The sequence below is a fragment of the Rhodococcus sp. Q genome (assembly GCF_005503035.1).
Classification (GTDB): Bacteria; Actinomycetota; Actinomycetes; order Mycobacteriales; family Mycobacteriaceae; genus Rhodococcus_G.
The window spans coordinates 183,066-207,166 of the sequence record NZ_SCOY01000001.1 but is presented as its reverse complement, the minus strand read 5'-3'; the positions used below and the strand labels follow the sequence as shown (position 1 = coordinate 207,166).

The 24,101-nt window shown below is 68.5% G+C and carries 22 protein-coding genes; 15 read left to right on the top strand and 7 right to left on the bottom strand.

Going from position 1 to position 24,101, the window contains the following annotated elements; genetic code table 11:
- Positions 1-7 precede the first annotated feature (7 nt).
- Together FFS72_RS01055 and FFS72_RS01050 are read left to right on the top strand one after the other, a co-directional pair.
- Positions 8-1,363, top strand: a complete 1,356-nt coding sequence (locus FFS72_RS01055) for an MFS transporter (RefSeq protein ID WP_502704058.1) — start codon at positions 8-10, stop codon at positions 1,361-1,363.
- Between the two features lie 70 nt (positions 1,364-1,433).
- On the top strand, positions 1,434-1,922 hold the full coding sequence (locus FFS72_RS01050; RefSeq protein ID WP_137872196.1) for a nuclear transport factor 2 family protein: 489 nt from the start codon (positions 1,434-1,436) through the stop codon (positions 1,920-1,922).
- A gap of 21 nt (positions 1,923-1,943) precedes the next feature.
- Here FFS72_RS01050 and FFS72_RS01045 read toward each other — a convergent pair whose 3' ends face one another.
- The 4 genes from FFS72_RS01045 to FFS72_RS01030 form a co-directional block, all read right to left on the bottom strand.
- On the bottom strand, positions 1,944-2,363 hold the full coding sequence (locus tag FFS72_RS01045) for a pyridoxamine 5'-phosphate oxidase family protein (RefSeq protein WP_171018504.1): 420 nt from the start codon (positions 2,361-2,363) through the stop codon (positions 1,944-1,946).
- A gap of 164 nt (positions 2,364-2,527) precedes the next feature.
- On the bottom strand, positions 2,528-3,868 hold the full coding sequence (locus FFS72_RS01040; RefSeq protein WP_137872195.1) for an MFS transporter: 1,341 nt from the start codon (positions 3,866-3,868) through the stop codon (positions 2,528-2,530).
- 41 nt (positions 3,869-3,909) lie between these two features.
- Positions 3,910-6,228, bottom strand: a complete 2,319-nt coding sequence (locus FFS72_RS01035; protein WP_171018503.1) for a cytochrome P450/oxidoreductase — start codon at positions 6,226-6,228, stop codon at positions 3,910-3,912.
- A 163-nt stretch (positions 6,229-6,391) separates the two neighbouring features.
- Positions 6,392-7,069, bottom strand: coding sequence for an IclR family transcriptional regulator (locus FFS72_RS01030; protein WP_137872194.1), 678 nt, complete (start codon positions 7,067-7,069; stop codon positions 6,392-6,394).
- Between the two features lie 211 nt (positions 7,070-7,280).
- Here FFS72_RS01030 and FFS72_RS01025 point away from each other — a divergent pair, with 211 nt between their 5' ends.
- Complete coding sequence (locus FFS72_RS01025; protein ID WP_137872193.1) at positions 7,281-7,847, top strand: MarR family winged helix-turn-helix transcriptional regulator; 567 nt, start codon at positions 7,281-7,283, stop codon at positions 7,845-7,847.
- Positions 7,848-7,862: 15 nt separating this feature from the next.
- Here FFS72_RS01025 and FFS72_RS01020 read toward each other — a convergent pair whose 3' ends face one another.
- Complete coding sequence (locus FFS72_RS01020; RefSeq protein WP_137872192.1) at positions 7,863-8,633, bottom strand: thioesterase family protein; 771 nt, start codon at positions 8,631-8,633, stop codon at positions 7,863-7,865.
- Between the two features lie 297 nt (positions 8,634-8,930).
- Here FFS72_RS01020 and FFS72_RS01015 point away from each other — a divergent pair, with 297 nt between their 5' ends.
- The 4 genes from FFS72_RS01015 to FFS72_RS01000 all read left to right on the top strand — a co-directional run bounded on the left by FFS72_RS01015 (position 8,931) and on the right by FFS72_RS01000 (position 12,631).
- Positions 8,931-10,142, top strand: a complete 1,212-nt coding sequence (locus FFS72_RS01015) for a homogentisate 1,2-dioxygenase (RefSeq protein WP_137872191.1) — start codon at positions 8,931-8,933, stop codon at positions 10,140-10,142.
- A complete protein-coding gene (locus FFS72_RS01010) occupies positions 10,139-11,017 on the top strand; it encodes a hypothetical protein (RefSeq protein WP_171018502.1) in 879 nt (292 codons plus the stop codon). Before FFS72_RS01015 ends, FFS72_RS01010 begins: the two co-directional genes overlap by 4 nt.
- Complete coding sequence (gene fahA, locus FFS72_RS01005; RefSeq protein ID WP_137872190.1) at positions 11,014-12,189, top strand: fumarylacetoacetase; 1,176 nt, start codon at positions 11,014-11,016, stop codon at positions 12,187-12,189. Before FFS72_RS01010 ends, fahA begins: the two co-directional genes overlap by 4 nt.
- A 181-nt stretch (positions 12,190-12,370) precedes the next feature.
- Positions 12,371-12,631: a hypothetical protein gene (locus FFS72_RS01000; RefSeq protein ID WP_137872189.1), complete on the top strand. Its 261-nt coding sequence runs from the start codon at positions 12,371-12,373 to the stop codon at positions 12,629-12,631.
- Positions 12,632-12,647: 16 nt separating this feature from the next.
- Here the strand turns inward: FFS72_RS01000 and FFS72_RS00995 are convergent, their stop codons facing one another.
- Positions 12,648-14,171 (bottom strand): FAD-dependent oxidoreductase, encoded by a 1,524-nt coding sequence (locus FFS72_RS00995; protein ID WP_137872188.1) that lies wholly within the window; start codon positions 14,169-14,171, stop codon positions 12,648-12,650.
- Between the two features lie 154 nt (positions 14,172-14,325).
- Between FFS72_RS00995 and FFS72_RS00990 the strand changes: the two genes are divergently transcribed.
- From FFS72_RS00990 to FFS72_RS00955, 8 genes are all read left to right on the top strand, one after another.
- On the top strand, positions 14,326-14,928 hold the full coding sequence (locus tag FFS72_RS00990) for a TetR/AcrR family transcriptional regulator (RefSeq protein ID WP_137872187.1): 603 nt from the start codon (positions 14,326-14,328) through the stop codon (positions 14,926-14,928).
- Positions 14,929-15,034: 106 nt separating this feature from the next.
- The gene (locus FFS72_RS00985) at positions 15,035-16,198 is read left to right on the top strand and encodes a steroid 3-ketoacyl-CoA thiolase (protein ID WP_137872186.1); all 1,164 of its coding nucleotides are present in this window, start codon (positions 15,035-15,037) and stop codon (positions 16,196-16,198) included.
- Between the two features lie 81 nt (positions 16,199-16,279).
- Positions 16,280-18,469 carry an acyl-CoA dehydrogenase family protein gene (locus tag FFS72_RS00980; RefSeq protein ID WP_137872185.1) on the top strand — a complete coding sequence of 730 codons (2,190 nt, stop codon included), beginning with the start codon at positions 16,280-16,282 and terminating at the stop codon, positions 18,467-18,469.
- A 10-nt stretch (positions 18,470-18,479) separates the two neighbouring features.
- Positions 18,480-19,685, top strand: coding sequence for a lipid-transfer protein (locus FFS72_RS00975; RefSeq protein ID WP_137872184.1), 1,206 nt, complete (start codon positions 18,480-18,482; stop codon positions 19,683-19,685).
- Between the two features lie 5 nt (positions 19,686-19,690).
- Positions 19,691-20,560 carry an enoyl-CoA hydratase ChsH3 gene (gene chsH3, locus FFS72_RS00970; protein ID WP_137872183.1) on the top strand — a complete coding sequence of 290 codons (870 nt, stop codon included), beginning with the start codon at positions 19,691-19,693 and terminating at the stop codon, positions 20,558-20,560.
- Positions 20,557-21,213, top strand: coding sequence for a PaaI family thioesterase (locus FFS72_RS00965; RefSeq protein ID WP_137872182.1), 657 nt, complete (start codon positions 20,557-20,559; stop codon positions 21,211-21,213). The genes chsH3 and FFS72_RS00965 overlap by 4 nt, the downstream gene beginning before the upstream one ends.
- Before the next feature lie 47 nt (positions 21,214-21,260).
- Positions 21,261-22,049, top strand: coding sequence for an SDR family NAD(P)-dependent oxidoreductase (locus FFS72_RS00960; RefSeq protein ID WP_137872181.1), 789 nt, complete (start codon positions 21,261-21,263; stop codon positions 22,047-22,049).
- 73 nt (positions 22,050-22,122) lie between these two features.
- The gene (locus tag FFS72_RS00955) at positions 22,123-23,367 is read left to right on the top strand and encodes a DUF4303 domain-containing protein (protein WP_212744303.1); all 1,245 of its coding nucleotides are present in this window, start codon (positions 22,123-22,125) and stop codon (positions 23,365-23,367) included.
- 7 nt (positions 23,368-23,374) lie between these two features.
- Here the strand turns inward: FFS72_RS00955 and FFS72_RS00950 are convergent, their stop codons facing one another.
- Positions 23,375-24,052, bottom strand: coding sequence for a hypothetical protein (locus tag FFS72_RS00950; protein WP_249353065.1), 678 nt, complete (start codon positions 24,050-24,052; stop codon positions 23,375-23,377).
- Positions 24,053-24,101 lie beyond the last annotated feature (49 nt).

Here is a 24,101-nt window from a genome sequence, read left to right as displayed (position 1 = left end):
ACCATCCATGACAACGAACGACATTGTGGAGCCCGCGGTTCGTAACTCCGGGCCCGCCCGAGGACCGGATTCCGTGCAGACCGAGGCCCAGCCGAAGCAGTCCACCGTGAAGGTGGTGCGCGCCGCCATCGTCGGTACCGTCGTCGAGTACTACGACTTCGGTATCTACGGCTACATGGCGACGATCATCGCGTCGCTGTTCTTCGTCTCGGAGAACGACACCGCCGCCCTGCTCGGTACGTTCGCGACGTTCGCCGTCGCGTTCTTCCTCCGGGTGCCCGGTGGCATCTTCTTCGGGCACATCGGCGACAAGTACGGCCGCAAGAACGCCCTGTCCTGGACGATTCTGCTGATGGTCGTCGCGACGGCGGCGATGGGCATGATGCCCACCTACGTCACGCTCGGTGTGTGGGCGACGGCGATCCTGGTGCTGGCACGCTGCCTGCAGGGCTTCGCGGCCGGCGGTGAGCTCGGCGGTGCCAACGCGTTCGTGTCGGAGTCCGCGCCTGCGAGGTGGCGTGCCTTCCAGACGTCGATGGTCAATTCGGGAACCTACATCGGCTCCCTGGTCGCATCACTGACCGCGCTGGCACTGACGTCGGTCTTCACGCACGACCAGATCCTGTCGTGGGCGTGGCGTATCCCGTTCCTGCTCTCGGTCGTCATCGGTGTCGTCGGCATCTGGATCCGGAACCACATGGAGGACACCCCGCAGTTCAAGGAACTCGAGGACAAGGGCGAGACCGCGAAGGTGCCCGTCAAGGAACTGCTGACCACCTCGGGCTCGTCGCTCGTCAAGATCATCTTCCTCGGTGCGCTCATCACCGGTGGCTACTACATCGCCTCGGTGTACGCGGCCACCTACCTGCAGAAGGCAGGCGGACAGTCGTCGACGGTCGCATTCCTGTCCACGTCGCTGGCCCTGGTCCTCGGTGTCATCACGCTCCCGATCGCGGGCTACCTCGCCGACAAGTACGGCCGCAAGCCCGTGCTGTTCACCGGCACCATCGCCGCGGTCGTGCTGGGTGTCCCGATGTTCATGCTCATGGCGGGCGGCAGCATCTGGCAGGCGATCGTCGGACAGTCGGTCCTGTTCATCGCGGTGTCGGTGGTCAACGGTGCGTCGTACGTGACGTACGTCGAGATGCTCAAGGCATCGGTCCGCTACAGCGGACTCGCGCTGGGCAACAACATCACCAACATGGCTCTCGGTGGCACGGCCCCGTTCATCGCGACGTGGCTGATCGACGTCACCGGAAACAACCTCGCGCCGGCCTTCTACTTCGTGTTCTGCGCGCTGCTCACCCTCGGCGCGATCTTCTTCGTCAAGGAGACGAAGGGCATCGAACTGCGGGTCGACTAGACACCGAACCGACCACGGGCCCCGGCGACAACGGCGTCGCCGGGGCCCGTTTCGTACGAGAGGAGCATCCATGTCGCTGTGCGACAAGCAGGAGATCACCGAGGTCCTGTACCGCTATGCACGGGCGGTGGACCGCAAGGACTTCGACCGAGTGGCCGAGTGCTACTTTCCCGAGGCGATCGACAACCACGGCGGCTACGTCGGCACGGTGGACGGTCTGATCGAGGACATGAAGTCCCGGCACGCCACCATCGACTCGTCGCTGCACTACATCACCAACGTCCTGATCGACCTGCACGGTGACACGGCGAACGTCGAGTCGTACTGCCTGTGCTATCTACGGCAGGCTCCCGTCGCTCCGGGCGGCCCGCAGTCCCGCGTCACCGTCAAATGCCGCTACGTCGACCGCTTCGAGCGTCGTGAAGGGCAGTGGCGCATCGCGGACCGCATCGTCGTGTTCGACGAGTCCGTGACCGAAGAGATCGTCGACGGCCTCGACGCCGCCTGGGTCCGGTCGCGCCGGTCCCTCGAAGACCCGGTGTTCACCGGGAAGCCCTGATCGACGACGGCGCCTGCCGTCCTACTCCTTCGAGTAGTCCGTGCTCAGCCACTTCTGGGGCCGCATCCGGATCAGGATCGATCGCGGCGTGACGTTCTGCGCGGTGAACGCCGTGCCCTCCTCCTCGCCGAGATACCGCACCGCGATGGCGGCGGCCTGATCCGCGGTGATCGGTTCGATCGCGGTGATCGGGCCCTCGGCGGTGACGTACTTGTACGGCACCTGCTCCACCTGTGCGGTGATGGCGAACCGTCCGGCGGCCTTCAGCAGGTCGTGCTTGACGGTGTCGGTCTCGGTCCACAACAGCACGTCGCCGCCCGGTTCGTACCCGTACCAGATGGGTACCGCAAGCGGTGCCCGGTCGGGTCTCTCGACCGCGATCACCCCGACATGTGGCTCGGCGAGGAAGGTCTGACGCTCCGCGGTGGTCATCGTCGGCATCGCACGATCCTTTCGGTGGGGGTCGTCTCAGGCGACAACGACGAGTGTGGCCGAGGTGTTCCCGGCCACACTCGCAAAACAGGGTGAGGGGAACCCATTGCCGGTCTGACCGGCAATGGGTTCCCCTCACCCGTGTGCTCACGTCCGCACGAAGGCGGACGTCGTCACACGATCTCGTCGAGATCGACGCCCTTCGTCTCCTTGCTGAACAGCAGGGCGGTCACGGTGATCGCCATGGTGACCACCAGGTACCCGATGACGGTGCCGACACCGTGGTTCTCGATCAGCCACACGGCGATGAACGGCGCGGGTGCGCCCGCGATGATCGACGAGCCCTGGAACACCAGTGACGAGCCCGCGTAGCGATATCGGGTCGGGAACAGTTCGGTGATCCACGCGGCTTCCGGACCGGCAAGCATGCCGTGGAAGAAGGCACCGACGCAGACGCCGATCCACAGCATCGACAGGCTCTGCTGCTGGACGAGCCAGAAGAACACCGGCGCCCAGACCACGAGGATGGTTGCCGGGACGAGCATCGCGATTCTGCGGCCCACGCGATCGGACCAGGCGCCGCCGCCGATCATGCCGACGAACTGGAACAGCGAGGCGAAGGTGACGGCCAGGATGACGTCGCCGCGGTGGAAGTCCTGGTACGTCGTGGCATAGGCGATGACGAAGACCGTGTACACGTAGAACGCGATGTTCTCGCCGAGTCGCATCCCGAGGCCGATCAGCACCGCGCGCGGACGGGAGAGGGCCTCGAGAATGCTCGACCGCTCCTGCGCCGCAGGGTTCTTCGCCGCCTGCTCCTGCGCGGCCTTGAAGACGGGGGACTCCTCGACGCCACGCCGCACCCAGTAGCCGACGATCAGCAGCGGGATCGCGAAGAGGAACGCGACACGCCAGCCCCACTGGTCGAACGCGTCGTCGCTGAGCAGCAGGCCGAGCGCCGAGACGACGACGGTCGCGAGGACGGTGCCCATCGGGGCTCCCGCCTGCGGCCAGGATGCCCAGAATCCGCGCTTGCGCGGTTCGCCGTACTCGCTGACGAGCAGCACCGCGGCACCGAATTCGCCGCCGAGCGCGAAGCCCTGGATCATGCGGAGCACGACGAGTGCGACCGTGGCCCAGATGCCGATCTGGTCGTAGGTGGGCAGCAGGCCGATCGCTGCAGTCGCGACGCCGAGCATCGAGAACGTCGCGACCAGCATCGGTTTGCGACCGAACTTGTCACCGAGATGCCCGAAGACGATGCCGCCGAGTGGCCGGGCGACGAAGCCGAGGCCCTGTGTGGCGAGGGCGAGCAGCAGCTTCGCGACGCCGCTGTCGCCGGGGAAGAACAGCGGACCGAGCACGGTCGCGGCGAGGATGCCGTAGATCGCGAAGTCGTACCACTCGAGCACGGCGCCGGCCATGCTGCCTGTGAGAACCCGCTTGAAGCTGGAGCGGGTCGGCGTGGTGGTGCCGGCCGCCCCGGCAGGTGGCGAGAGGGTGGGTGATCCCATGACGGATCCTTTCGGGTGCTGAAAGCGTGGGGGTGCGCGGCTCAGAGCGCGAGGGTGAGCTTGGATCCGCAGGCGCGCGAGCAGCAGGTCATCATCGACTTGTTCTGGGCACGTTCGGTTTTGGTCAAGACGACGTCGCGGTGGTCGACCTCGCCGTCGAGGACGGGCACTTCACACGATCCGCACAGCCCCTCCTCGCAGTCGCTCTGGATGTCGATGTTCGATGCCCGCAGTGCGTCGAGCACCGTCTGGTCCGCGGCGACCGTGACGGTCAGGCCGGAGTCGCGCAGCTCGACCTCGAAGGCGTGCTCGTTCGCCGGATCGAGCGTGGTCAGGTTCGACGTGAAGTGTTCGACGTGCAGGGAGTCCTCCGGCCAGTGCGCGGTGGCCTCCTCCAGCGCGGCGAGCAGGCGCTCCGGGCCGCACGAGTAGATCTGGGTGCCCGCGACCGGGTCGGCGAGCAGCGCCGGGATGTCGAGGCGGTTGCCGGCCGCGCTCGCATGCACGACGAGCCGGTCCCCGTGGTCCGTGCCGAGCCGCTCGAGCAGCGCCATCGTCGTGACATCGCGCCCGCAGTAGTGGATCTCGTAGTCCTTGCCGGTCGCCTTGGCGTGGTCGGCCATCGCGACGATCGGGGTGATCCCGATTCCGCCTGCCACGAAAATGTAGCGGTCGGCGTCGGCGTCGAGCCGGAAGTGGTTGCGGGGGCCGCGCAGTGTCAGGGTGTCTCCGGCCTGCAGGGTGCGATGCACGTACCGCGATCCGCCGCGACTCTCCGATTCCTCGAGCACGGCGATCTCGTAGACCGACAGGTCGTTCGGGTCGCCGCACAGCGAGTACTGCCGCGACACTTCGTCGAGGTCGACGTCGATGTGCGAGCCCGGGGTCCACCGCGGCAACGGCCGACCGGACGGATCGGACAGCGTCACCCGCACGACGCCCTCCGCTGCCGGGGTGATCGCGTCGACGGTCACGGTGCGGGACACGGCGGCCTTGGACGGTTCCCCGATCGTGACCGGGTGCCGCCGGCCGAGCAGGGCGGGGTCGCGGCGCTCCGGGTTCTCGGCCGGATCCCACTGCACCCACACGTGATCCGGTCCGCGGAACGACGTGTTGGGCAGATAGGTGAACTCCTGATCCGGGACCAACTCCAGGTGGGGCAGCCGGGAGGTGAGCTCCTCGAGGAAGATCTGCATCTCCATCCGGGCGAGGTTCTTGCCCAGGCACTGATGGCCGCCGAATCCGAATGTCAGGTGGTCACTGGAGTTCTCGCGGCGGATGTCGAAATCGTCCGCGCCCTCGAAGTGGCGGTCGTCGCGGTTCGCGGAGGACGTCACGATCAGCAGCTTCGAACCGGCGGGGATCTCGACGCCACCGATCGTGGTGTCCGCGGTGACCAGCCTGCGCCAGGCGGCAACGGAACCGGAATGCCGCAGGCACTCCTCGACGGCGCCGGAGATCAGGCTCGGATCGGCGCAGAGCTCCTCCCAGACGCTGCGGTTCTCCAGCAGCAGGCGGAAGGCGTTCGCGGAAGCGTTGGCCGTGGTCTCGTGTGCCGCAACGATTCCCGCCATCATCATGGAGTGCAGGTAGGAGTCGGTGACGACGTCGGGCAGCTCCTGCTGCATCCGGATGCCGTACGGCATCCAGCCGTGACCGCTCGGATCCTGCCGCATCTTCTCGAGCACCTGGCCCGCGTACTGCCAGAACTTGCCGACCGCTTCGGCGACCGCGACCTGTTGCTCGGGGGCGGGACGCCCCCAGGTGTTCACGGTGTGCGCGATCGAGTACTCGCGCATCGTGTCCATGTCCTCCTCCGGGACCCCGAGGAAGTGCAGCGCCACGGTGAGCGGGACCTCCCAGAGCATTTCGTCCACGAGGTCGACGCGGCCGGTGTCGATGAAACGGTCCACGTACTCGCGGGTCAGGCGGCGGACCATCGGTTCGTGGTGGACCAGTTCCTTTGGGGTGAAGGGGTCCATCAGCACGCGCCGACGCGGCATGTGCGCGGGCTCGTCCTCGTTCACCAGGGTGCGTGCCATCGCGTAGTCGTACTTCGCGAGCGTCGCTGTCGCCTCGTCGGAGACCGGGGTGATCTTCTCCAGTGCGATCGAGGGTGAGAACAGGATGTTGTCGCGGAAGACGGCCTTGACGTCGTCGTACCGGGTCACGACCCAGTAGCCGATCTCGGGGCTGTAGAACACCGGCTCCTCGTCACGCGACCAGCGCAGCGACGCCGCCGGATCGAGCTGGTAGGCGCCTCCGAAGGGGTCGAACGCGGCCGCCCGCGCCGACACCGGGCACCCGTCGGGTTGAAGCGTGCGGTGGTCGACCGGGCATCCGGTCAGGGTCTGCGACATGGTGTTGACCGTCCTGAACTGCGAAGTTACTAATAACGCACACTGTGTTTCTGTGAGCGAACTTCGGCCAGGGTAAGCGCCGTCACAATCGAGGTCAAGAAGGACATGAGGTGCCGACCCTGCACGGCCGTTCCGGCAGGCGGTGGGGGTGCGTCGGGTCGCCTCAGGCGGTGGCGAGGCCTTCGAACGCCCTGGCGGCACGCATCACCGCATCGGCCGCCCGCTCGGTGTCGAGGCCGTCGATCGCGACGACGCCGACACTGCGCTCGAGGCCGGCGGCCACGGTGGCAGGGAGCGCGACGCCGGTGGCGATCCCGACCGCTCCGTGTTCGAGCTGACCTCGGGTGAGGCTGTACCCGTCGCGGCGTGCCACTCGCACCGACTCGGGGTCGCCGGGCTGCTCGGGGCGCAGGGCCAGGATCGCGATGCCCGCCGCGCCGGTGTCGAGCGGATGGCTGCTGCCCACCCGATACCCGACTCGCAGCAGTGCACCCTCGGGTTCGGCGACCATGATCACGACGCAGTTGCTGCCCTGCGCGGCCGAGACGAAGGCGGTGGCGCCGGTGGTGTCGGCCAGCGACTGGAGCAGCGGTCGCGCGTCCCGGGCCAACTGGGGTTCGAAACGGGAGGCGAGCACCGGAATCGCGACTCCGAGCCGGAGGCGACCGTCCTCGGTGCGGGTGATCAGTGCGTGGGCTTCGAGCGTGGCGACGATCCGATAGCAGATGGCGCGGTGGACATCGAGCTCGCGAGCGAGGTCCGCGACCGTGATTCCATCCGCCGAGCGGGCGACCACGTCGAGCGCCCGGAGGCCACGGTCGAGTGTCTGCAGGGTGCTCATCGAAGGTTCCTCGCGCGGTCTCGTCGGGCTTCGGCGGTGGATCGCGCCGAGCACCGACCTTACTTGCCGATATCCCGGGAAAGTGGCCGCGCGCGGCCGGTCGGAGGGGCCGTACCGATGAGGGGATATAGTTCATAGATGTACTGAATATCGCCCGCCTGTGGGTTGCCGAGCATCCGGCGCGGGGCGAACGGCGGGATAGGGTTGCGGCATGACAGGGCAGGGTGCGCGAACGGTGCGCGACGGGTCGGAACCGGAACCCGGCCCCCTCGACTTCTGGTCGTTCATCGACCTCGCGAATCAGCGTCTGAGCACCGAGTACGGGTCGTCCCACCAGCTGGCCACCCAGGTGCTTCTCACCCTCAACCGCGCCGCCAATGTCGTGACCTACGACCTGGAGTCCTCGGTGCACCGGCCGCGCGGACTGTCGTGGTCCGCGTTCCGGTTGCTGTTCGTCACCTGGCTCGCCGGGCCCGTCGAATCCAAGACCGCGGCGAGCCTCACCGGGATGAGCCGCGCCGCCGTGTCGAACCTGACGAAATCCCTGGTCGCGGCCGGACTGCTGGACCGGACACCCGACGAGCGGGACGGCCGTTCGGTGCAGTTGTCGCTGACCGACAAGGGTCGCGCCGAGATGGCCGACACCTACCGCGAACACAACGAGCGCGAGTACGCGTGGGCGAGCGTGCTCACCGAGGCCGAGCAGCACGTGCTGGTCATGCTGCTCGACAAGCTCATCACCAACCGCAGCCAGTTCGACGTCCGCGGCCGCAACTGACGCAGCTGTCCGCCGTCAGGACGGGCGGACGGTGAGGATCTGCGCCGACGTCCCGATCGGCCCGAACGCGTCGCTGACGACGCTGTGCGTCAACCCGAGTCCGTCCGAGCCGAAGCTGACCGTGGTGTCGAACCCGACCCAGTCGCCGCGCGGTTCGCCGAACAGGTGCATCGTCAGGTCGAGGTTGGGGAAGGCGACGTCGCGGGGATCGGCACGGGTGGTCATCCCGTTGGCGATGTCGAGCAGGCCCGCCGTACGGGCCACGGCGCCGACCTTCTCGCCGCCGACCAGGGCGATCGGCGTCCGTACCCAGAACGCGGCGCGACCGGGTTCGGTCTGGGCGCGACGGACCTCCACGCCGTCGATGAAGCCGCCGGGCCAGACCGTCGTGGGATCCCACGACGGCATCCCTTCGGGCCCGGGGATGGTCGGGAACGCGGTCCCGGCGAGGCCTTCGGTGTCGTAGGCGCCCATCAGCCAGGCCCTGGCGACGACGGCGACGCGGTCGTCGTGGGAGAGAGTCGCCTCGACCAGTTCGATCGTCCGGCCTGCCCGCAGCACCCGCACCGACGTCGTGACCTCGCCGATCGGGAGGGTTCCGAGGATGTCGTACGAGAGTCGGCCGATCCGCAGTGAGCCCTGTCCGCGCTGTTCCCGATCGAGGTCCACGACGTGCGCGAGCAGGCCGAGGGAGGGCGCGATGTGCTGTTCCGCGGTGTTCCAGGCGCCACCGGTGTGGCTCGTCGCGCGAAACGCCGAGTCGGACAGTCGGTCGAAGTAGTGGATGGGTCTCTCCCTCCGCGTGCGGCGCCGAATCGGGCCGGTACCGCAAAACAGTACTGATCAGATCACCACAGTACTGATAGGCCGAGGTCGCGGATACCCCCGATCGGGGTGGGGGAGGCGGGCGGATGGTTGCGCTCTCCTCTGAAAAATAGTTAATGTGTTTACTAACGTCCCGTTCGTGAGTCGCGGTTCCCGCCACATAGCGCTCCGCCGGACGTCGACAAGGCAGACCCGGTGCGGCCACAGTGGAGACACGAGCGTGGAAACCGGGGAGAACTCAGACCCAGGAGGCCGGCCATGGCGTTCTACCGACAGCTCGGCGCGATACCGCCGAAGCGGCACACCCAGCACCGCGACGACAGCGGTCGGCTGTACTTCGAGGAGCTGATGGGCGAGGAGGGCTTCTCCTCCGACTCGTCGCTGCTCTACCACCGTGAGATCCCGTCGGCGATCGTCGACGCCACGGTGTGGGACCTGCCCGACCAGTCCACCACCCCGAACCACCCGCTCAAGCCGCGGCACCTCAAGCTTCACGACCTGTTCCCCGAGCAGATCTGGGCCGAGACCGACGTCGTCACCGGCCGCCGGCTGATCCTCGGCAATGCCGACGTCCGCCTCTCCTACGTGGTCGCCGCGAAGGAATCGCCGCTGTACCGCAACGCGATCGGTGACGAGATGGTGTACATCGAGTCCGGCGAGGCGATCGTCGAGACCGTCTTCGGTGCGCTCCACGCCAGCCAGGGCGACTACGTCCTGCTGCCGATGTCGACGACCCACCGGTGGCTGCCTCAGGGTCCGGAACCGTTGCGCGCGTACGCTATCGAGGCCAACAGTCACATCGTCCCGCCGAAGCGGTACCTGTCCCGGTTCGGTCAGCTGCTCGAACACGCACCGTACTGCGAGCGCGACCTGCACGGGCCCACCGAGCCGCTGCTCGCGGAGGGCACCGACGTCGAGGTGCTGGTCAAACACCGCACCTCGCACGGCATCGTCGGCACTCGCATGGTGTACCCGACGCACCCGTTCGACGTCGTCGGCTGGGACGGCTGCCTGTACCCGTACACGTTCAACATCTCCGACTACGAGCCCATCACGGGCCGCGTGCACCAGCCGCCGCCCGCGCACCAGGCGTTCGAGGGCAACAACTTCGTCATCTGCAACTTCGTGCCCCGCAAGGTCGACTACCACCCGCTGTCGATCCCGGTGCCGTACTACCACTCGAACGTGGACTCCGACGAGATCATGTTCTACTGCGGCGGCGACTACGAGGCCCGCAAGGGCTCCGGTATCGGGCAGGGGTCGATCTCGATCCATCCCGGGGGTCACGCCCACGGACCGCAGCCCGGTGCCTACGAGCGCAGCATCGGCGTCGAGTTCTTCGACGAACTCGCCGTCATGGTCGACACGTTCCGTCCGCTCGAACTCGGTGAGGGCGCTTTGGCGTGCGAGGACGCCAGGTACCCGTGGTCCTGGTCCGGGCGCGGACCCGAGTCGGAGGAGGCGAAGTGACGGCCGTGTCGCCGCTGCTGACCGGCCTGTGCGACGACGCGGCACTGTTCCCGCCCGGCAACGCGCCGCTCGCGTCCGCCGTCCCAGCGCATTTCGCGCACGAGGACAGCGGCCACGCCGACCTCGTCGGGCCGTTCGTGTTCCCGGCGCCGCGACTGGACGAGCTCGCCGCCGTCGTGGACGGCGACCGCATGCTCGAGATCAGCCTGACCGTACCCGCCGGTACCGGCGCCACACCCGCGGCGATCGACCGCCTGCGCGGCATCGCGGGCACCCGCCTGGTCGCGTTGGAGATCGCCGTGCCCGCGGAGCAGACGGTCTCCGACCTGTTCACCGGTCTTCGTGAGATCGCGTCCATTGCACCGGGAGTGGACATCTACATCGAGGTGCCCCGCGACGCGCGGCGCACCGAGATTCTCGCCGGCCTCGCGGACACCCCCTACCGGGCGAAGTTCCGCACCGGCGGTGTCGTCGCCGAGGCATACCCGGACGACAAGGAACTCGCTGCCGCGATCGAGACCGCCGTGTCGCTCGGCGTGCCGTTCAAGGCCACGGCGGGGCTTCATCACGCGGTGCGAAACACCGCGCCCGACACCGGTTTCGAACAGCACGGCTTCCTCAACCTCATGCTGGCCACCCATCGGGCGGCATCCGGTGCGGGCGCGGACGCCGTCGCCGCCGTCCTCGCGGAGCGTGACGGTGTGCGGCTCGCCGAGGAACTCGCAGCGCTGCCCGACGACGCCGCCAGGTCGCTGCGTGACCGCTTCCGGTCGTATGGAACGTGCAGCATCGGCGACCCCCTCACCGACCTGACCGCGCTCGGCCTGATGGGCGCCCCGGAAACCCCCGCAGTCGACGAAGGAAACCCAGCATGACCGTCATCTCCATTCCCGGCGACTCCCTGTTCGGCGTCGACAACCTCCCGTACGGCGTCTTCTCCACCGACGAAACCGAACCGCGCGTCGGTGTCCGCGTCGGGGACCACGTCGTCGACCTCGCGAAGGCCCTCGACGACGACGTGTTCGCGCAGCCGACCCTCAACGCGTTCATGGCACAGGGCCGCGACCGCTGGATGCAGGTGCGAGCGCAGATCACCGAACTCGTCGCCGGGGAGATCGCCGACGACGCGGTGCTGCCCATCGGCCAGGTGACGATGCATCTGCCGATCGCGGTGGCCGACTACGTCGACTTCTATGCGTCCGAGAATCACGCCTCCAACCTCGGTCGGCTGTTCCGTCCCCAGAACCCCGATCCGCTCATGCCGAACTGGAAGCACCTGCCGGTCGGCTACCACGGTCGCTCGTCCACCGTCGTGGCCTCGGGCGTCGACATCGTCCGACCCAGCGGCCAGCGCAAGGGACCGGACGACGAGGCTCCTGTCTTCGGGCCGTCCGTGCGACTCGACATCGAGGCCGAGATGGGCTTCATCGTCGGTGTCGGCTCGCCGATGGGCTCGTCGATCACCCCGGACCGGTTCGCCGAGCACTGCTTCGGCGCCGTGATCCTCAACGACTGGTCCGCGCGTGACATCCAGGCCTGGGAGTACGTGCCGCTCGGCCCGAACCTCGGCAAGAGCTTCGCGACGTCCATCTCCCCGTGGGTGGTGCCGCTGGCAGCGCTGGAGGCAGCGCGTATCGAGACGCCCGTTCAGGATCCGGAGCCGCTGCCGTACCTGCAGGGTGACGAGAAGTGGGGCCTGGACATCGATCTCGCGGTCGAGTGGAACGGAGAGGTTGTCACCCGTCCGCCGTACGCGCAGATGTACTGGTCGCCGGCGCAGATGCTGGCGCACACCACCGTCAACGGCGCCGCTGCGTCCACCGGCGATCTGTTCGGCTCCGGAACCGTCTCGGGTCCGGAGAAGAACCAGCGCGGCGCTTTCATCGAATTGACCTGGGGTGGAAAGGAACCCGTCACTGTTGCGGGAGAGGAACGCACGTTCCTGCAGGACGGCGACGAGGTGTCGATCTCCGCGACCGCCCCCGGCGTGAACGGCGGACGCATCGGCTTCGGTGAGGTGCGAGCCCGCATCCTGCCCGCCACCTGACCTGCCGCGGTCGCGGATCCGACCACGGGCCAAGGAAAACGACCCCCGCTCGACCTACACGGTCGAGCGGGGGTCGTGTCGCGCAGGGGTGGGTGAGGTTCAACCCCAGGGTGCCTGGTCCGGCGTCGAGAACCATCCGACGATTGATCCACGACATCTCCGAACAACCGAAGGATCAGACATGCGCCTGCGTATCGCACTTCTCTCTGTCACCGCCGCGGCATTCGCGGTCGTCACGCCCCTGACCTTCGCCGGTGCGGCAATGGCCGAACAGGCGACCGGATGTGTCGTGGGCAGTGGCACGATGTCCAGCGGCGACTCCAAGACGACCAGCAACGGCACGTTCATCACGTGTAACAACGGAATGGTGTGCAATTACCGGCGGGCCAAGGGTGGTGGCAGCACCGAGGTGTGCCGCTGGGCGCCGGCGTCCATCAAGTAGATGTAGGCCCCGCCGCCTATTGCGCCATGTGTCGGGCGGCGCGGTAGGAGAACGTCATGGCGGTGCCGAGGGGCACGCCCGGTCCCGGGTAGACCTTCCCGCTCAGCGACGCGGACGTGTTGCCTGCCGCGTACAGGCCGGCGATCGCGGTGCCGTCGGCGCGCAGGACGCGGCCGTCGACGTCGGTGACCAGGCCGCCCTTGCAGCCCAGGTCGGACAGCACGATTCGTGCCGCGAAGAACGGGCCGTTCTCGATCGCGGTCAGCGCGCTGTTGGGGTTGCCGTTCGGCGGGCAGAAGAAGTTGTCGTACGGGTCCTCGCCGCGGTGGAAGGACTCGTCGACGCCGAGCTTCGCGTAGTCGTTGAACTGCTCGACACTGGCGCGCACCGAATCCGCGGGCAGTCCGGCCTTCGCCGCCAACTCCTCGAGAGTGTCGGCCTGCACCCAGGTGCCGGCCTCGAGGTGCTTCGCCGGAGCCGTGTTCGGGATGCTGATGCCGGGCAGTCCGCCGCCCTCCCTCGAGTCGAAGATCATCCACGAACTCTCGTCCGCATCGTGCGCGTGCATTGCCCGGCCGAACTGGTCGTACGGCAGCGACTCGTTGAGGTACCGGTCGCCGTTCGCGTCGACGACGATGCCGCCGCGGATGCCGACGAGGAACGCTGCCGTGCCGTCGGGCTGCGCGACGCCGGGGCAGAACCACGCCTGATCGAGCAGTGCCGTTGCTCCGCCCGCCGCGACACCGGCCGCGATGGCGTCGCCGGTGTTGGCGCCGATCGGGCCCATCGACCAGTCGGCCTTGCCGGGGGTTCCGTGTTCGCCGCGAGCGTCGTCGTTGGCCTCGATGCCACCGGCCGCCATCAGCACGCCGCGGTTCGCCTTGATGCGGACGGTCTCGCCCTGATGGGTGGCGACGACGCCGACGACGCGGCCGTCCTCGACGACGAGTTCCGTCAGCGCGGTGTCCGGGCGAAGATCGGCGTTGCCGGTGCCCGCGATCGCGGAAAGCAGCCGTCCGATCAGGGCGCGGCCGCCGATCAGCTGGCCGGGCACGTGCCCCTGACCGGTGCGGTCCTGGTCCAGCTCGGGTCGCACCAGGGAGGCGAGGTCACCGATGTCGGCGGGATCGAGGTCGAGAGCGTTGATCGAGCGGCCCGTGTCGAGGCGTCCGTCGGCCCGGTAGTAGTCGGGGAACGCCCGGAACTCGAACTCGATGTTCGGGTCGCGTTCGAGGAACTCGACGACGGCGGGGGCGGTGTCGACGTAGGCATCCTGCCGGTCGGACTCGGCGTCACCGAGCAGTGTGCGCAGGTAGGTGCGGGCGAGTTCGGTGGAGTCGGGCAGTCCCGCCCGCTCCTGCACCTGGGTTCCGGGCAGCCAGATCGACCCGCCCGAGTAGGAAGAGGTGCCGCCGAACAGACCGGTCTTCTCCAGAACCGCCGTCCGCAGGCCGGCCGAGGCCGCGGCGAACGCGCCCGTCAGTGCGCCGCCACCGGACCCGACCACGACCACGTCGTATTCGTCCGTCCACTCCGTCATGTGCCCTCCATCGCTTCGAATGTGGTCACAGGCAATCGCAGGGGGCGCGATGCGGGCAGACGTGCTCCCACTGAGCGGAACATGGGACCGGACGACCATCGCGGGTGTCAGGATCTACGCTCGTTGTAGACGTGTGAAGAACTGGGGGACCGACATGCCGAGACTTGCGGAGGCACGCGACGCCGCCGAGCCGAGCTCACTCGAGCAGCGCGCGCGGCACGGCCGCATCCTGAAGGTGGCCGCCCAGCTCGGTGCGGAGAAGGACCTCGAACGAGTGCAGATGCAGGAGGTCGCGAAGCTCGCCGGCGTCGCGATCGGCACGCTCTACCGGTACTTCCCGTCCAAGTCGCACCTGTTCGTGGCCGTGATGGTGGATCAGATCGACCGGATGGGTGCTGTCCTCGCCCGGAATCCGCGTGCGGACACGACGCCGGCCGATGCCGTCTACGACGCCCTGCAGCACGCCACCCGGGCGCTGTTGCGGACCCCGCTGCTCGCGACCGCGATGATCCAGTCGAACGCGACCTCGAACGCTGCCACGATCCCCGATGTCGGGAAGATCGACCGGCACTTCGACAATCTGCTCCTCGGGGCCGCCGGGATCGACGAGCCGACGGTGCGGCAGGCCACGGTCATCCGACTGGTCGTGGCGCTGTGGTTCGGCCTGATCCAGGCCGGGCTGAACAATCGCACCTCCATTCCGGACCTCGATTCGGACCTGCGTGTCGCCTGCGACCTGCTGCTCGGCGAGTTGTAGAACTCGCCCCCGGGCGAGCCGGTCCCGCTCGGTGGGACATCGCCGGACAGGTCTCTCCCCATAAATAGAATACGTTTCAGAAATCGTATTCGGCAGGGGAGCAGGAATGAGCAACGTCGTCATCGTCGAGGCAGCCCGGACACCGATCGGACGCCGCCGCGGCCAACTGTCCGGGGTGCACCCCGCAGTGCTGCTCGGCGCCGCCCAGCAGGCGCTCCTCGACCGCACCGGACTCCCCGCCGACCAGGTCGGCCAGCTCGTCGGAGGCGCCGTCACGCAGGCCGGGGAGCAGTCCAACAACGTCACCCGCCAGGCCTGGCTCCACGCCGGCCTGCCGTACACGACCGCGGCCACCACCATCGACTGCGCGTGCGGATCCTCGCAGCAGGCCGTGCACATGGTCGCGGGACTGATCGCGTCCGGGCAGATCGACGCGGGCATCGGATGCGGCGTCGAGGTGATGAGCCGCGTGTTCCTCGGGCAGGCCAACGCCCCCGGCACCGGCAACCCTTACCCGGACGACTGGACCATCGACATGGGTGACCAGTTCACCTCCGCCGAGCGGATCGCCGCGAAGCGCGGCATCAAGCGCGGTGACGTCGACGCGTTCGGCCTCGAGTCGCAGCGCCGCGCCGCCCTCGCCTGGTCCGAGGGTCGCTTCGACCGCGAGATCGTGCCGGTACAGGCACCCGTCGTCACCAAGGAGGGCGAGCCCACCGGCGAGATCGCGACCGTCACCCTCGACGGCGGGCTGCGCGAAACCACCGCGGAGGGTCTCGCCGGCCTGAAGTCGGTCGTCGAGGGCGGAATCCACACCGCGGGCAACTCGTCGCAGGTCAGCGACGGCGCGGCCGCGGTCCTGCTGATGAGCGAGGAGAAGGCCCGCGAGGCCGGTCTGCGTCCGCGGGCCCGCATCCTGGCGTCGACGCTCGTCGGCTCCGACCCGTACTACCACCTCGACGGCCCGATCGACTCCACGCGCGCGGTCCTCGATCGCACCGGAATGTCGTTGTCCGACATCGACATCGTCGAGATCAACGAGGCCTTCGCGTCCGTGGTTCTGTCGTGGGCGCAGGTGCACGGCGCGGACATGGCGAAGGTCAACGTCAACGGCGGCGCCATCGCCCTCGGCCATCCCGTCGGCTCCACCGGCGCCCGTCTGATCACCAGTGCGCTGCACGAACTCGAGCGCTCGGACCGCTCGACCGCCCTGATCACCATGTGCGCAGGCGGCGCCCTCTCCACCGCCACCGTCATCGAACGCATCTAGGCGCCTCCGGCGCATGTGCGCCTGTGTGGCAGCTCCCCACCGAACAGGCGCACATGCGTGCAGCGCCGGTAAGGACATACCGTGACCATTGGATTGACCGACGAGGACCGCGAACTCCGCGACTCCGTGCGCGGCTGGGCGGCCCGGCACGCGACCCCCACCGTCATCCGCGACGCCGTCGAGGCGAAGGCCGAGACGCGCCCGGAGTACTGGGGTTCCCTCGCCGAACTCGGCATGCTCGGCCTGCATCTCTCGGAGGAGAACGGCGGCGCCGGATACGGCCTCCTCGAAACCGCGGTCGTGACAGAGGAACTCGGTCGCTGCATGGTGCCGGGACCGTTCCTGCCGACCGTGCTCGTCTCCGCCGTTCTGCAGGAGGCCGGCCGCACCGGCGAACTGGCAGCACTGGCCGACGGCACCCTGACCGGTGCGGCTGCCCTGCAGTCCGGTTCGCTGCGCATCGAGCGCGACGGTGACGCGCTCACCCTGTCCGGCACGTCGAGCCTCGTCCTCGGCGGACAGGTCGGCGACGTCTTCCTGCTCGCGGCCGACGACCGCGGCTCGCTCGCGTTCGTGGTCCTCGGCCGCGACCGCCTCGACGTGACCGACCTGCCGAGCCACGACGTCGTGCGCCGCAACGCCGAGATCACTGCACGTGCCCTGCCGCTCGTCGACGGCGACGTCCTGACGCTGGATCCGCAGCGGATTCTCGACATCGCCGCAACGCTGTTCGCCGCCGAGGCGTCCGGCCTCGCGGACTGGGCCACGACCACCGCCGCCGACTACGCGCGGGTCCGGCAGCAGTTCGGTCGGGTCATCGGGCAGTACCAGGGCGTCAAACACAAGGCCGCCCGCATGCTGAGCCTCACCGAGCAGGCCCGTGTCACCGCATGGGATGCCGCCCGTGCCCTCGGCGAGGACGTCGCCGCCGCCGAGTCGTCACTGGCGGCCGCCGTCGCCGCGGCAGTCGCGCCGGAGGCCGCGTTCCAGGTCACCAAGGACTGCATCCAGATTCTCGGCGGCATCGGCTACACCTGGGAACACGACGCGCACCTGTACCTGCGGCGCGCACAGTCGTTGCGAATCCTGTTGGGGTCCACCGCGTCCTGGAAGCGCCGTGTCGCGAACCTGACGATCCAGGGTGCGCGGCGCGTCCTCGGCATCGACCTGCCCGACGAAGCCGACCGGATCCGCGTGGACGTCCGCGCCGAACTCGGTGCGGCCGCGGCACTCGAGGGTGCCGAGCGCACGAGCTACCTCGCCGAGACCGGCTACACGTCACCGCACCTGCCTGCCCCGTGGGGCAAGGGCGCCGACGCCGTCACCCAACTCGTGATCGCCGAGGAACTGCGGGCCGCGAAGATCACCCCGCACGACATGATCATCGGCAACTGGGTGGTGCCCACCCTCATCGCGCACGGCAGCGAGGAACAGCTGCAACGATTCCTCCCCGCGTCGCTGCGCGGTGACATCGTCTGGTGCCAGCTGTTCTCCGAGCCGGGTGCCGGCTCCGACCTCGCTGGCCTGTCCACCAAGGCCACCAAGGTCGACGGCGGCTGGAGGTTGAACGGACAGAAGGTGTGGACGTCGATGGCCCGCGACGCACACTGGGGCATCTGCCTGGCCCGCACCGACGGCGACGTGCCCAAGCACAAGGGCCTGTCGTACTTCCTGATCGACATCAGGAACTCCGACGGACTCGACATCCGTCCACTGCGCGAGATCACCGGTGAAGCGCTGTTCAACGAGGTGTTCTTCGACGACGTGTTCGTCCCCGACGACTGCCTCGTCGCCGAGCCTGGTGACGGCTGGAAGCTCGCCCGCACGACCCTCGCCAACGAGCGGGTGTCCCTGTCGAACGACTCGTCCCTCGGTTCCGGTGGCGAGGCGCTGCTGAGCCTCGCCGAGACGGTGCCGGGCGGCCTCGACGACGACCAACTCACCGTCCTCGGCAAGGTGCTCTGCGACGCCCAGTCGGGCGGGTTGATGGGTCTGCGCACTACGTTGCGGTCCCTGTCGGGCGCGCAGCCGGGCGCCGAGTCGTCGATCGCCAAGCTCCTCGGGGTCGAGCACATCCAGCAGGTGTGGGAGGTCGCGATGGACTGGGCGGGTCCGGCGTCGCTGCTCGGTGAGCAGGATCGGAGATCCGCGACACAGATGTTCCTGAACGCCCAATGCATGTCCATCGCCGGTGGTACGACGAATGTTCAGTTGAACATCATCGGCGAGCGGATCCTCGGTCTGCCTCGCGATCCAGAACCAGGAAAGTGAGCACCACAGCATGAACCGCACCTTCGTCGTCGGCGTCGGCATGACCAAGTTCGAGAAGATCGAGTCTCGGGACTGGGAGTACCCGGACATGGTCACCGAGGCCGTCGGCAAGGCGCTCGCGGACGCGGGCATCGACTACTCGCAGGTTCAGCGCGCCGCAGCCGGTTACGTGTTCGGTGCGTCGACCGCAGGTCAGCGTGCTCTGTACGAGACGGGGCTGACCGGTATCCCGATCGTCAACGTCAACAACAACTGCGCGACCGGTTCCACGGCGCTGCTGATGGCCCGCGAGTGGGTGCAGGCCGGATTCGTGGACTGCGCGCTGGCCGTCGGCTTCGAGAAGATGACGAAGACGTCGATGACCGGAACCGGTGAGATGCCGAAGGTCACCACTCTCGACGAGCAGCTCAAGGTGATGGTCGGCAAGCACGGCTGGGCCAAGGGCCCGATGACGGCGCAGCTGTTCGGCAACGCCGCCGTCGAGCACATGGAGCGGTACGGCACCACCGTCGAGCAGATCGCCGCGGTTGCCGTGAAGAACCACAAGCACTCGGTGAACAACCCGTACGCGCAGTTCCAGGACGAGTACACCCTCGACCAGGTCCTGGCCGACAAGATGATCCACGCGCCGTTGACGCGGTCGCAGTGCTCGCCGACCTCGGACGGCGCGGGCGCCGCGATCGTCGTGAGCGAGAAGTTCGTCCGCGAGCACGGACTCGAGGACCAGGCGATCGAGATCGTCGCGCAGGCGATCACCACCGACACCACCGAGGCGTTCTCGGAGAAGTCGATGATCGACGTCGTCGGCGCCCCGATGACCCGCGCCGCCGCCGAGCAGGTGTTCGCGGAGTCCGGCCTGACCGTCGACGACGTCGATGTCATCGAGCTGCACGACTGCTTCGCGATCAACGAGATCATCACCTACGAGGGCCTCGGCCTCTGCGCACCCGGAGAGGGCGGCAAGCTCGTCGAATCCGGTGCCACCACCTACGGCGGCCGGTGGGTCGTCAACCCCTCCGGCGGACTGATCTCCAAGGGCCACCCGCTCGGCGCCACCGGCCTCGCCCAGTGTGCCGAACTGAACTGGCAGCTGCGCGGTCTGGCCGATGCACGACAGGTCGACGGTGCTTCCGTTGCCCTGCAACACAACCTGGGACTCGGTGGCGCGTGCGTCGTCACGCTCTACCAGTCCGGAACCATCTCCAAGGAGTCGTAACCACAATGCCGATCGACGTGAAGGCCGCGCTGTCCGCAGCCCCCACCGTCCGCGAGGTCAGCTGGACCGAACGTGACGTGATCCTGTACCACCTGGGATTGGGGGCGGGTACCGCCTCGCTCGACCCCGCCGAACTCGGATGGGTGTACGAGAAGGACCTGCGCGTACTGCCGACCTTCGCGATGGTCGCCGGGCAGGGCGTCTCGGCCGGCGCGGTGAAGCCGGCCGGGATGAACCTGCCCGGTATCGACATCGATCTCCGCAAGATCCTGCACGGCGGGCAGTCGTTGACGCTGCACGCCCCGATCCCGGCCTCGGGGACCGCGACGGTGTCGTCGCGGGTCGCCGACGTGTGGGACAAGGGCAAGGCGGCCGTGATCGTGCTGGAGCAGACAGCGGCCGACGCCGACGGAAATCCGTTGTGGACCAGCGGAATGCAGATCTGGGCCCGCGGTGAGGGCGGGTTCGGTGGCGACGCCGGACCGGAGGCGTCCGCGGCGGCGCCGGAGCGCGAGCCCGACAAGGTGCTGGCGTCGCCGACGTCGACGCAGCAGGCGCTGGTGTACCGGCTCAGCGGCGACCTGAACCCGCTGCACGCCGACCCGGCGTTCGCGAAGATGGCCGGCTTCGACCAGCCGATCCTGCACGGACTCGCGTCGTACGGGGTCGTGTGCAAGGCCGTCGTCGACGGCCTCCTGGACGGCGATCCCTCTCGTGTGCAGTCGTTCTCGGTTCGGTTCGCCGGGTCTCTCTACCCGGGGGAGACGATCGACACCGCCGTCTGGCGGGACGGCGACCGCCTGACCCTGCTGGCCACCTGCCCCGAGCGGGACGGGCAGCCGGTGCTGACCCACGCGAGCATGGAGATCCGATGAGAGTCGATCCGAGCACCCACCCGACGGCCGGGAACGCGCCGGACGGCACCGTTCTGACGTCCGCTCCTCAGGACACCGCCGTCGACCACGCTGCCGCCGCCGCGCGACGCGTCGTGGACGCGCTGCTGCGCACCGACCGGTCCAACGCGAACCTCGAACGTGTTGCGGAGGAACTGAACAGCATCGCCGAACACCTCGAGGAACATGCGCCTGCGGTCGCGGAACGGCTCGTCGACATGTGGGCCGGAGAGGGCGTCACCCGGCACGACCCCGTCACCGGACCCGAGAATGCACTCGCGCCGCCGCTGGTCGTCACCGGTCACGACGACGGGTCGGTGCGCAGCGTCGTCAGCCTGACCATGCCGTACCAGGGTCCGCCCGGGCACGTGCACGGCGGCGTTTCGGCATTGCTGCTCGACCACATCCTCGGCGTCGCGAACGCCTGGTCCGGGCGCAGCGGCGCGACCGCGCAGTTGAACGTCCGCTACCACCGTCCGACGCCGCTGTTCGAGCCCCTGACCGTCTCCGGGCGTCTCGCCTCCCAGGACGGCCGCAAGATCAACACGGTCGGCGACATCCGCACCGCCGACGGCACCGTCTGCGTGTCCGTCGAGGCGCTGTTCGTCGACAAGACGGTTCCCCGCCCCCGCTGAGCACGATAGGTCGGTGGGCGGGTTCTCTCGCCACGGAAGGATCAGGCATGGGCAAGTTGGATGGGCGGGTGGCGGTGGTCACCGGCGCAGGCATGGGCATCGGCCGCGGGGTCGCGGGCGCGCTGGCACGTGAAGGCGCGAGTGTCGTCGTCGCGGAGGTGGACCAGGCGGCAGGCGTCGACACCGCGCGGTGGCTCACCGACGAATGGGGTGTGCGCGCACTGTTCCAGCGCACCGACGTCACCGACCGCGACCAGGTGCACGCGATGGTCGACGCCGCGACGGAGGAGTTCGGCCGGCTGGACATCCTGGTCAACAATGCTTGGCGTTCACTGGGTTTCGAGCGGATCGAGAATACTGCCGAGGACGCCATGCGGGCCGGGTTCGACATGGGGGTGATGGCCGCGTTCTGGGCCATGCAGCGTGCCTACCCGGCACTGGCCGCCAACGGAACCGGGCGGGTCATCACGATGTGCAGCCTCAACGGCGTCAACGCCCACATGTACTCGGCGCCGTACAACGCGGCGAAGGAAGCCCTGCGCAGCATGACGCGGACGGCGGCGCGTGAGTGGGCGCCGAAACAGGTGTGCTGCAACGTCATCTGTCCGGGTGCGCAGAGTGCGGCGTACCAGCGGGTCGCCGACGCCAATCCCCAGATGGCGGCCGCGCAGGCCGCGGCGAACCCCATGGGCCGCATCGGCGATCCCCTCGACGACATCGGCACGGTCGCGGCGTTCCTGGCGAGCGACGATTCCCGCTACCTGACCGGCAACACGCTGTTCGTCGACGGCGGCGGTCACATCAACGGCGTGCAGTGGGCGCCGAACGTCGACTGATCCCCTCCCGGTCCGAAGTCCACCGCACCGAGCGGCCACAGGGGTTGTCCGTGCCCGCGGCTAGGGTCGGCGCGTGGACTGGACGAGAGTGGAGACGACGTTCCGAGACCGGATCGTCGAGTTCGTGCAGCGGATGCACGCCGAGCATCCGGGCGACCGGATCTACGGCGCCGCGCTCCACGAGTTCTATGCCGAGTCCGGCGGTGTGATCGCGTGGCCGATGGTCGGAGTGGCCAGTGAGCGTTCGCTCGCATCCGTCGCCACCGCGAGATTCGACGCCGACGCACTGCGCTGGAGTCCGGCGGACTGGCCGTGGCAACTCGACCCAGGGGAAGACGAGGACGCGCTCGCCGAGGAGGTGACGGCGGAGGCGACCGCGGGCGACGACGTGACGTGGGACCGTGTCCACCGTCGATACGAACGCACCGCGGCCAAGGCGTGTCGCTCCGCCCGCCGCATCCTCGTCGACGAGGGGATCGTCGACCGCGACTTCATCGCTGTCGCGATGGACGAGGCGTGGGAGCTGATTCCGCTGAGCCTGTCGAAGGCGCAGATGCGCAAACACTTTCCCGAGCTGGACGAGGAACAGGTCGCCGTCGACCGGCTTGCCGCCTTGCCCGTGGAGGCGCGCATCGCCGAACTGGTCGCGATCGTCGACGAACACGTCTCGCCGCCGCCGGGAGCCGAACGTGCGACCGCCTGGCTTCGCGAGCTCGGTCGCGACGCCGTTCCCACAATTCTGGACCGGCTTCGGGTGGCTCGCGAGAAGTGGCAATGGGCAAAGCTTCTCGGTGAGCTGGGCGAATCGTCCGACGACGTCGTCGACGCGTTGGATGCGGTCGTCGCGACGAGGTCACTGTCCGAACCCGACCGCGGCTGGGCCGCCGCGGCGCTCGCTCGCCTGGGGCGAATGGACGTCGTGGTCGCGCGGATCGATCGTCTACCCGAGGAGGTCGCCGTCCGGGCACTCACCGCGCCGTACACCTCGTTCCGCGACATCGGGGTCCCGACGCCGCTCGACTACACGCCGCTCGAGGCGGCGCTGACGGCCCATCCCTCGCTGCACGACCCCGTCTGCGTGCGCCTGGCCCCCGGCAGCGGCTACTGCGTGCTCGCCGCGGACGAGGTCGAGGTCGCGTTCGGGGGTCTCGGGTCGGGATGGGCCGCCGTTCGCCGACACGCCGTGATCGTCCTCGCGGATGTCCGGCTGGCGTCGGACCGCCGCGCGCGGTACACGGCCGAACTCGGCCGGCTCTCCGCCGATCCGGATGAGCGGGTGCGCGACGCAGTGGTCACAGCAGAGCAGTTCGCACGCTGACGGTCGATCAGTTCCCGCTGCCGACCGCCCCGTCTCCGGACCCGACCGCGCCGTCTCCGGACCCGACCTCTCCCGATCCGACGGTGCTGCCCTCGGCGCTGCCGAGGCTCCCGGTGTCGATGCCGAGCAGTTCCAGGACCGCGGTCAGCGCTCCCGGCGTCTCGACGACGGCGCTGCCGAGGTCGAGGACGGCCGAGCCGACCTCGATGGTGCCGCCGACGAACACGGGTTCGAAGTCGACCGCAGGGTTGGTGATGTTCGGGTTGATGCAGAATCCGACTGCGACGTAGACACCGGAGGGGATTTCGCCGAGCTCGTATGTGCGTTCCCGTATCGCGGCGTTCGTCGTGAGGAGCGACGGACCCCACTCGAAGACGGCGGGGTCGATCTCGCTGATCGGTGGGAGAGTGCCCGAGGCGATCGCGGGAATGAGGTTGACGCCCTTCGCCGGGTTGACCAGCGCTGCCGTGCACGCAGTGAGAAGGTGCGAAATCCCTCTGTTCGGGTCCACCAGGTCGATGGTCACGGAGTTCCCGTCGACCGTGGTGGTGATCTCCGGTGCTGCAGGCGGCGGAATCTGCGCGGACGCTGTCGGTGCGACGAACAGCGACACCGTGAGCGCGACGGCAGCAGCTCCCGCGATGGTCGTGGTGGTCGTGATCGAGCGTGCAGTCGTGTGTCCCACTGGTCACCAGCTCTCGAGTCGGTCGATGGGAAGTGGACCTCGTGGTCTG

Coding starts and splice junctions, on each gene's coding strand:
- FFS72_RS01055 (WP_502704058.1), top strand. CDS start 8: ATGACAACGAACGACATTGTGGAGCCCGCGGTTCGTAACTCCGGGCCC.
- FFS72_RS01030 (WP_137872194.1), bottom strand. CDS start 7,069: ATGAGCACCCTGCAGACACTCGACCGTGGCCTCCGGGCGCTCGACGTG.
- FFS72_RS01050 (WP_137872196.1), top strand. CDS start 1,434: ATGTCGCTGTGCGACAAGCAGGAGATCACCGAGGTCCTGTACCGCTAT.
- FFS72_RS01035 (WP_171018503.1), bottom strand. CDS start 6,228: ATGTCGCAGACCCTGACCGGATGCCCGGTCGACCACCGCACGCTTCAA.
- FFS72_RS01025 (WP_137872193.1), top strand. CDS start 7,281: ATGACAGGGCAGGGTGCGCGAACGGTGCGCGACGGGTCGGAACCGGAA.
- FFS72_RS00985 (WP_137872186.1), top strand. CDS start 15,035: ATGAGCAACGTCGTCATCGTCGAGGCAGCCCGGACACCGATCGGACGC.
- FFS72_RS01015 (WP_137872191.1), top strand. CDS start 8,931: ATGGCGTTCTACCGACAGCTCGGCGCGATACCGCCGAAGCGGCACACC.
- FFS72_RS01045 (WP_171018504.1), bottom strand. CDS start 2,363: ATGCCGACGATGACCACCGCGGAGCGTCAGACCTTCCTCGCCGAGCCA.
- FFS72_RS00975 (WP_137872184.1), top strand. CDS start 18,480: ATGAACCGCACCTTCGTCGTCGGCGTCGGCATGACCAAGTTCGAGAAG.
- FFS72_RS00960 (WP_137872181.1), top strand. CDS start 21,261: ATGGGCAAGTTGGATGGGCGGGTGGCGGTGGTCACCGGCGCAGGCATG.
- chsH3 (WP_137872183.1), top strand. CDS start 19,691: ATGCCGATCGACGTGAAGGCCGCGCTGTCCGCAGCCCCCACCGTCCGC.
- FFS72_RS01040 (WP_137872195.1), bottom strand. CDS start 3,868: ATGGGATCACCCACCCTCTCGCCACCTGCCGGGGCGGCCGGCACCACC.
- FFS72_RS00990 (WP_137872187.1), top strand. CDS start 14,326: ATGCCGAGACTTGCGGAGGCACGCGACGCCGCCGAGCCGAGCTCACTC.
- fahA (WP_137872190.1), top strand. CDS start 11,014: ATGACCGTCATCTCCATTCCCGGCGACTCCCTGTTCGGCGTCGACAAC.
- FFS72_RS00965 (WP_137872182.1), top strand. CDS start 20,557: ATGAGAGTCGATCCGAGCACCCACCCGACGGCCGGGAACGCGCCGGAC.
- FFS72_RS00995 (WP_137872188.1), bottom strand. CDS start 14,171: ATGACGGAGTGGACGGACGAATACGACGTGGTCGTGGTCGGGTCCGGT.
- FFS72_RS01000 (WP_137872189.1), top strand. CDS start 12,371: ATGCGCCTGCGTATCGCACTTCTCTCTGTCACCGCCGCGGCATTCGCG.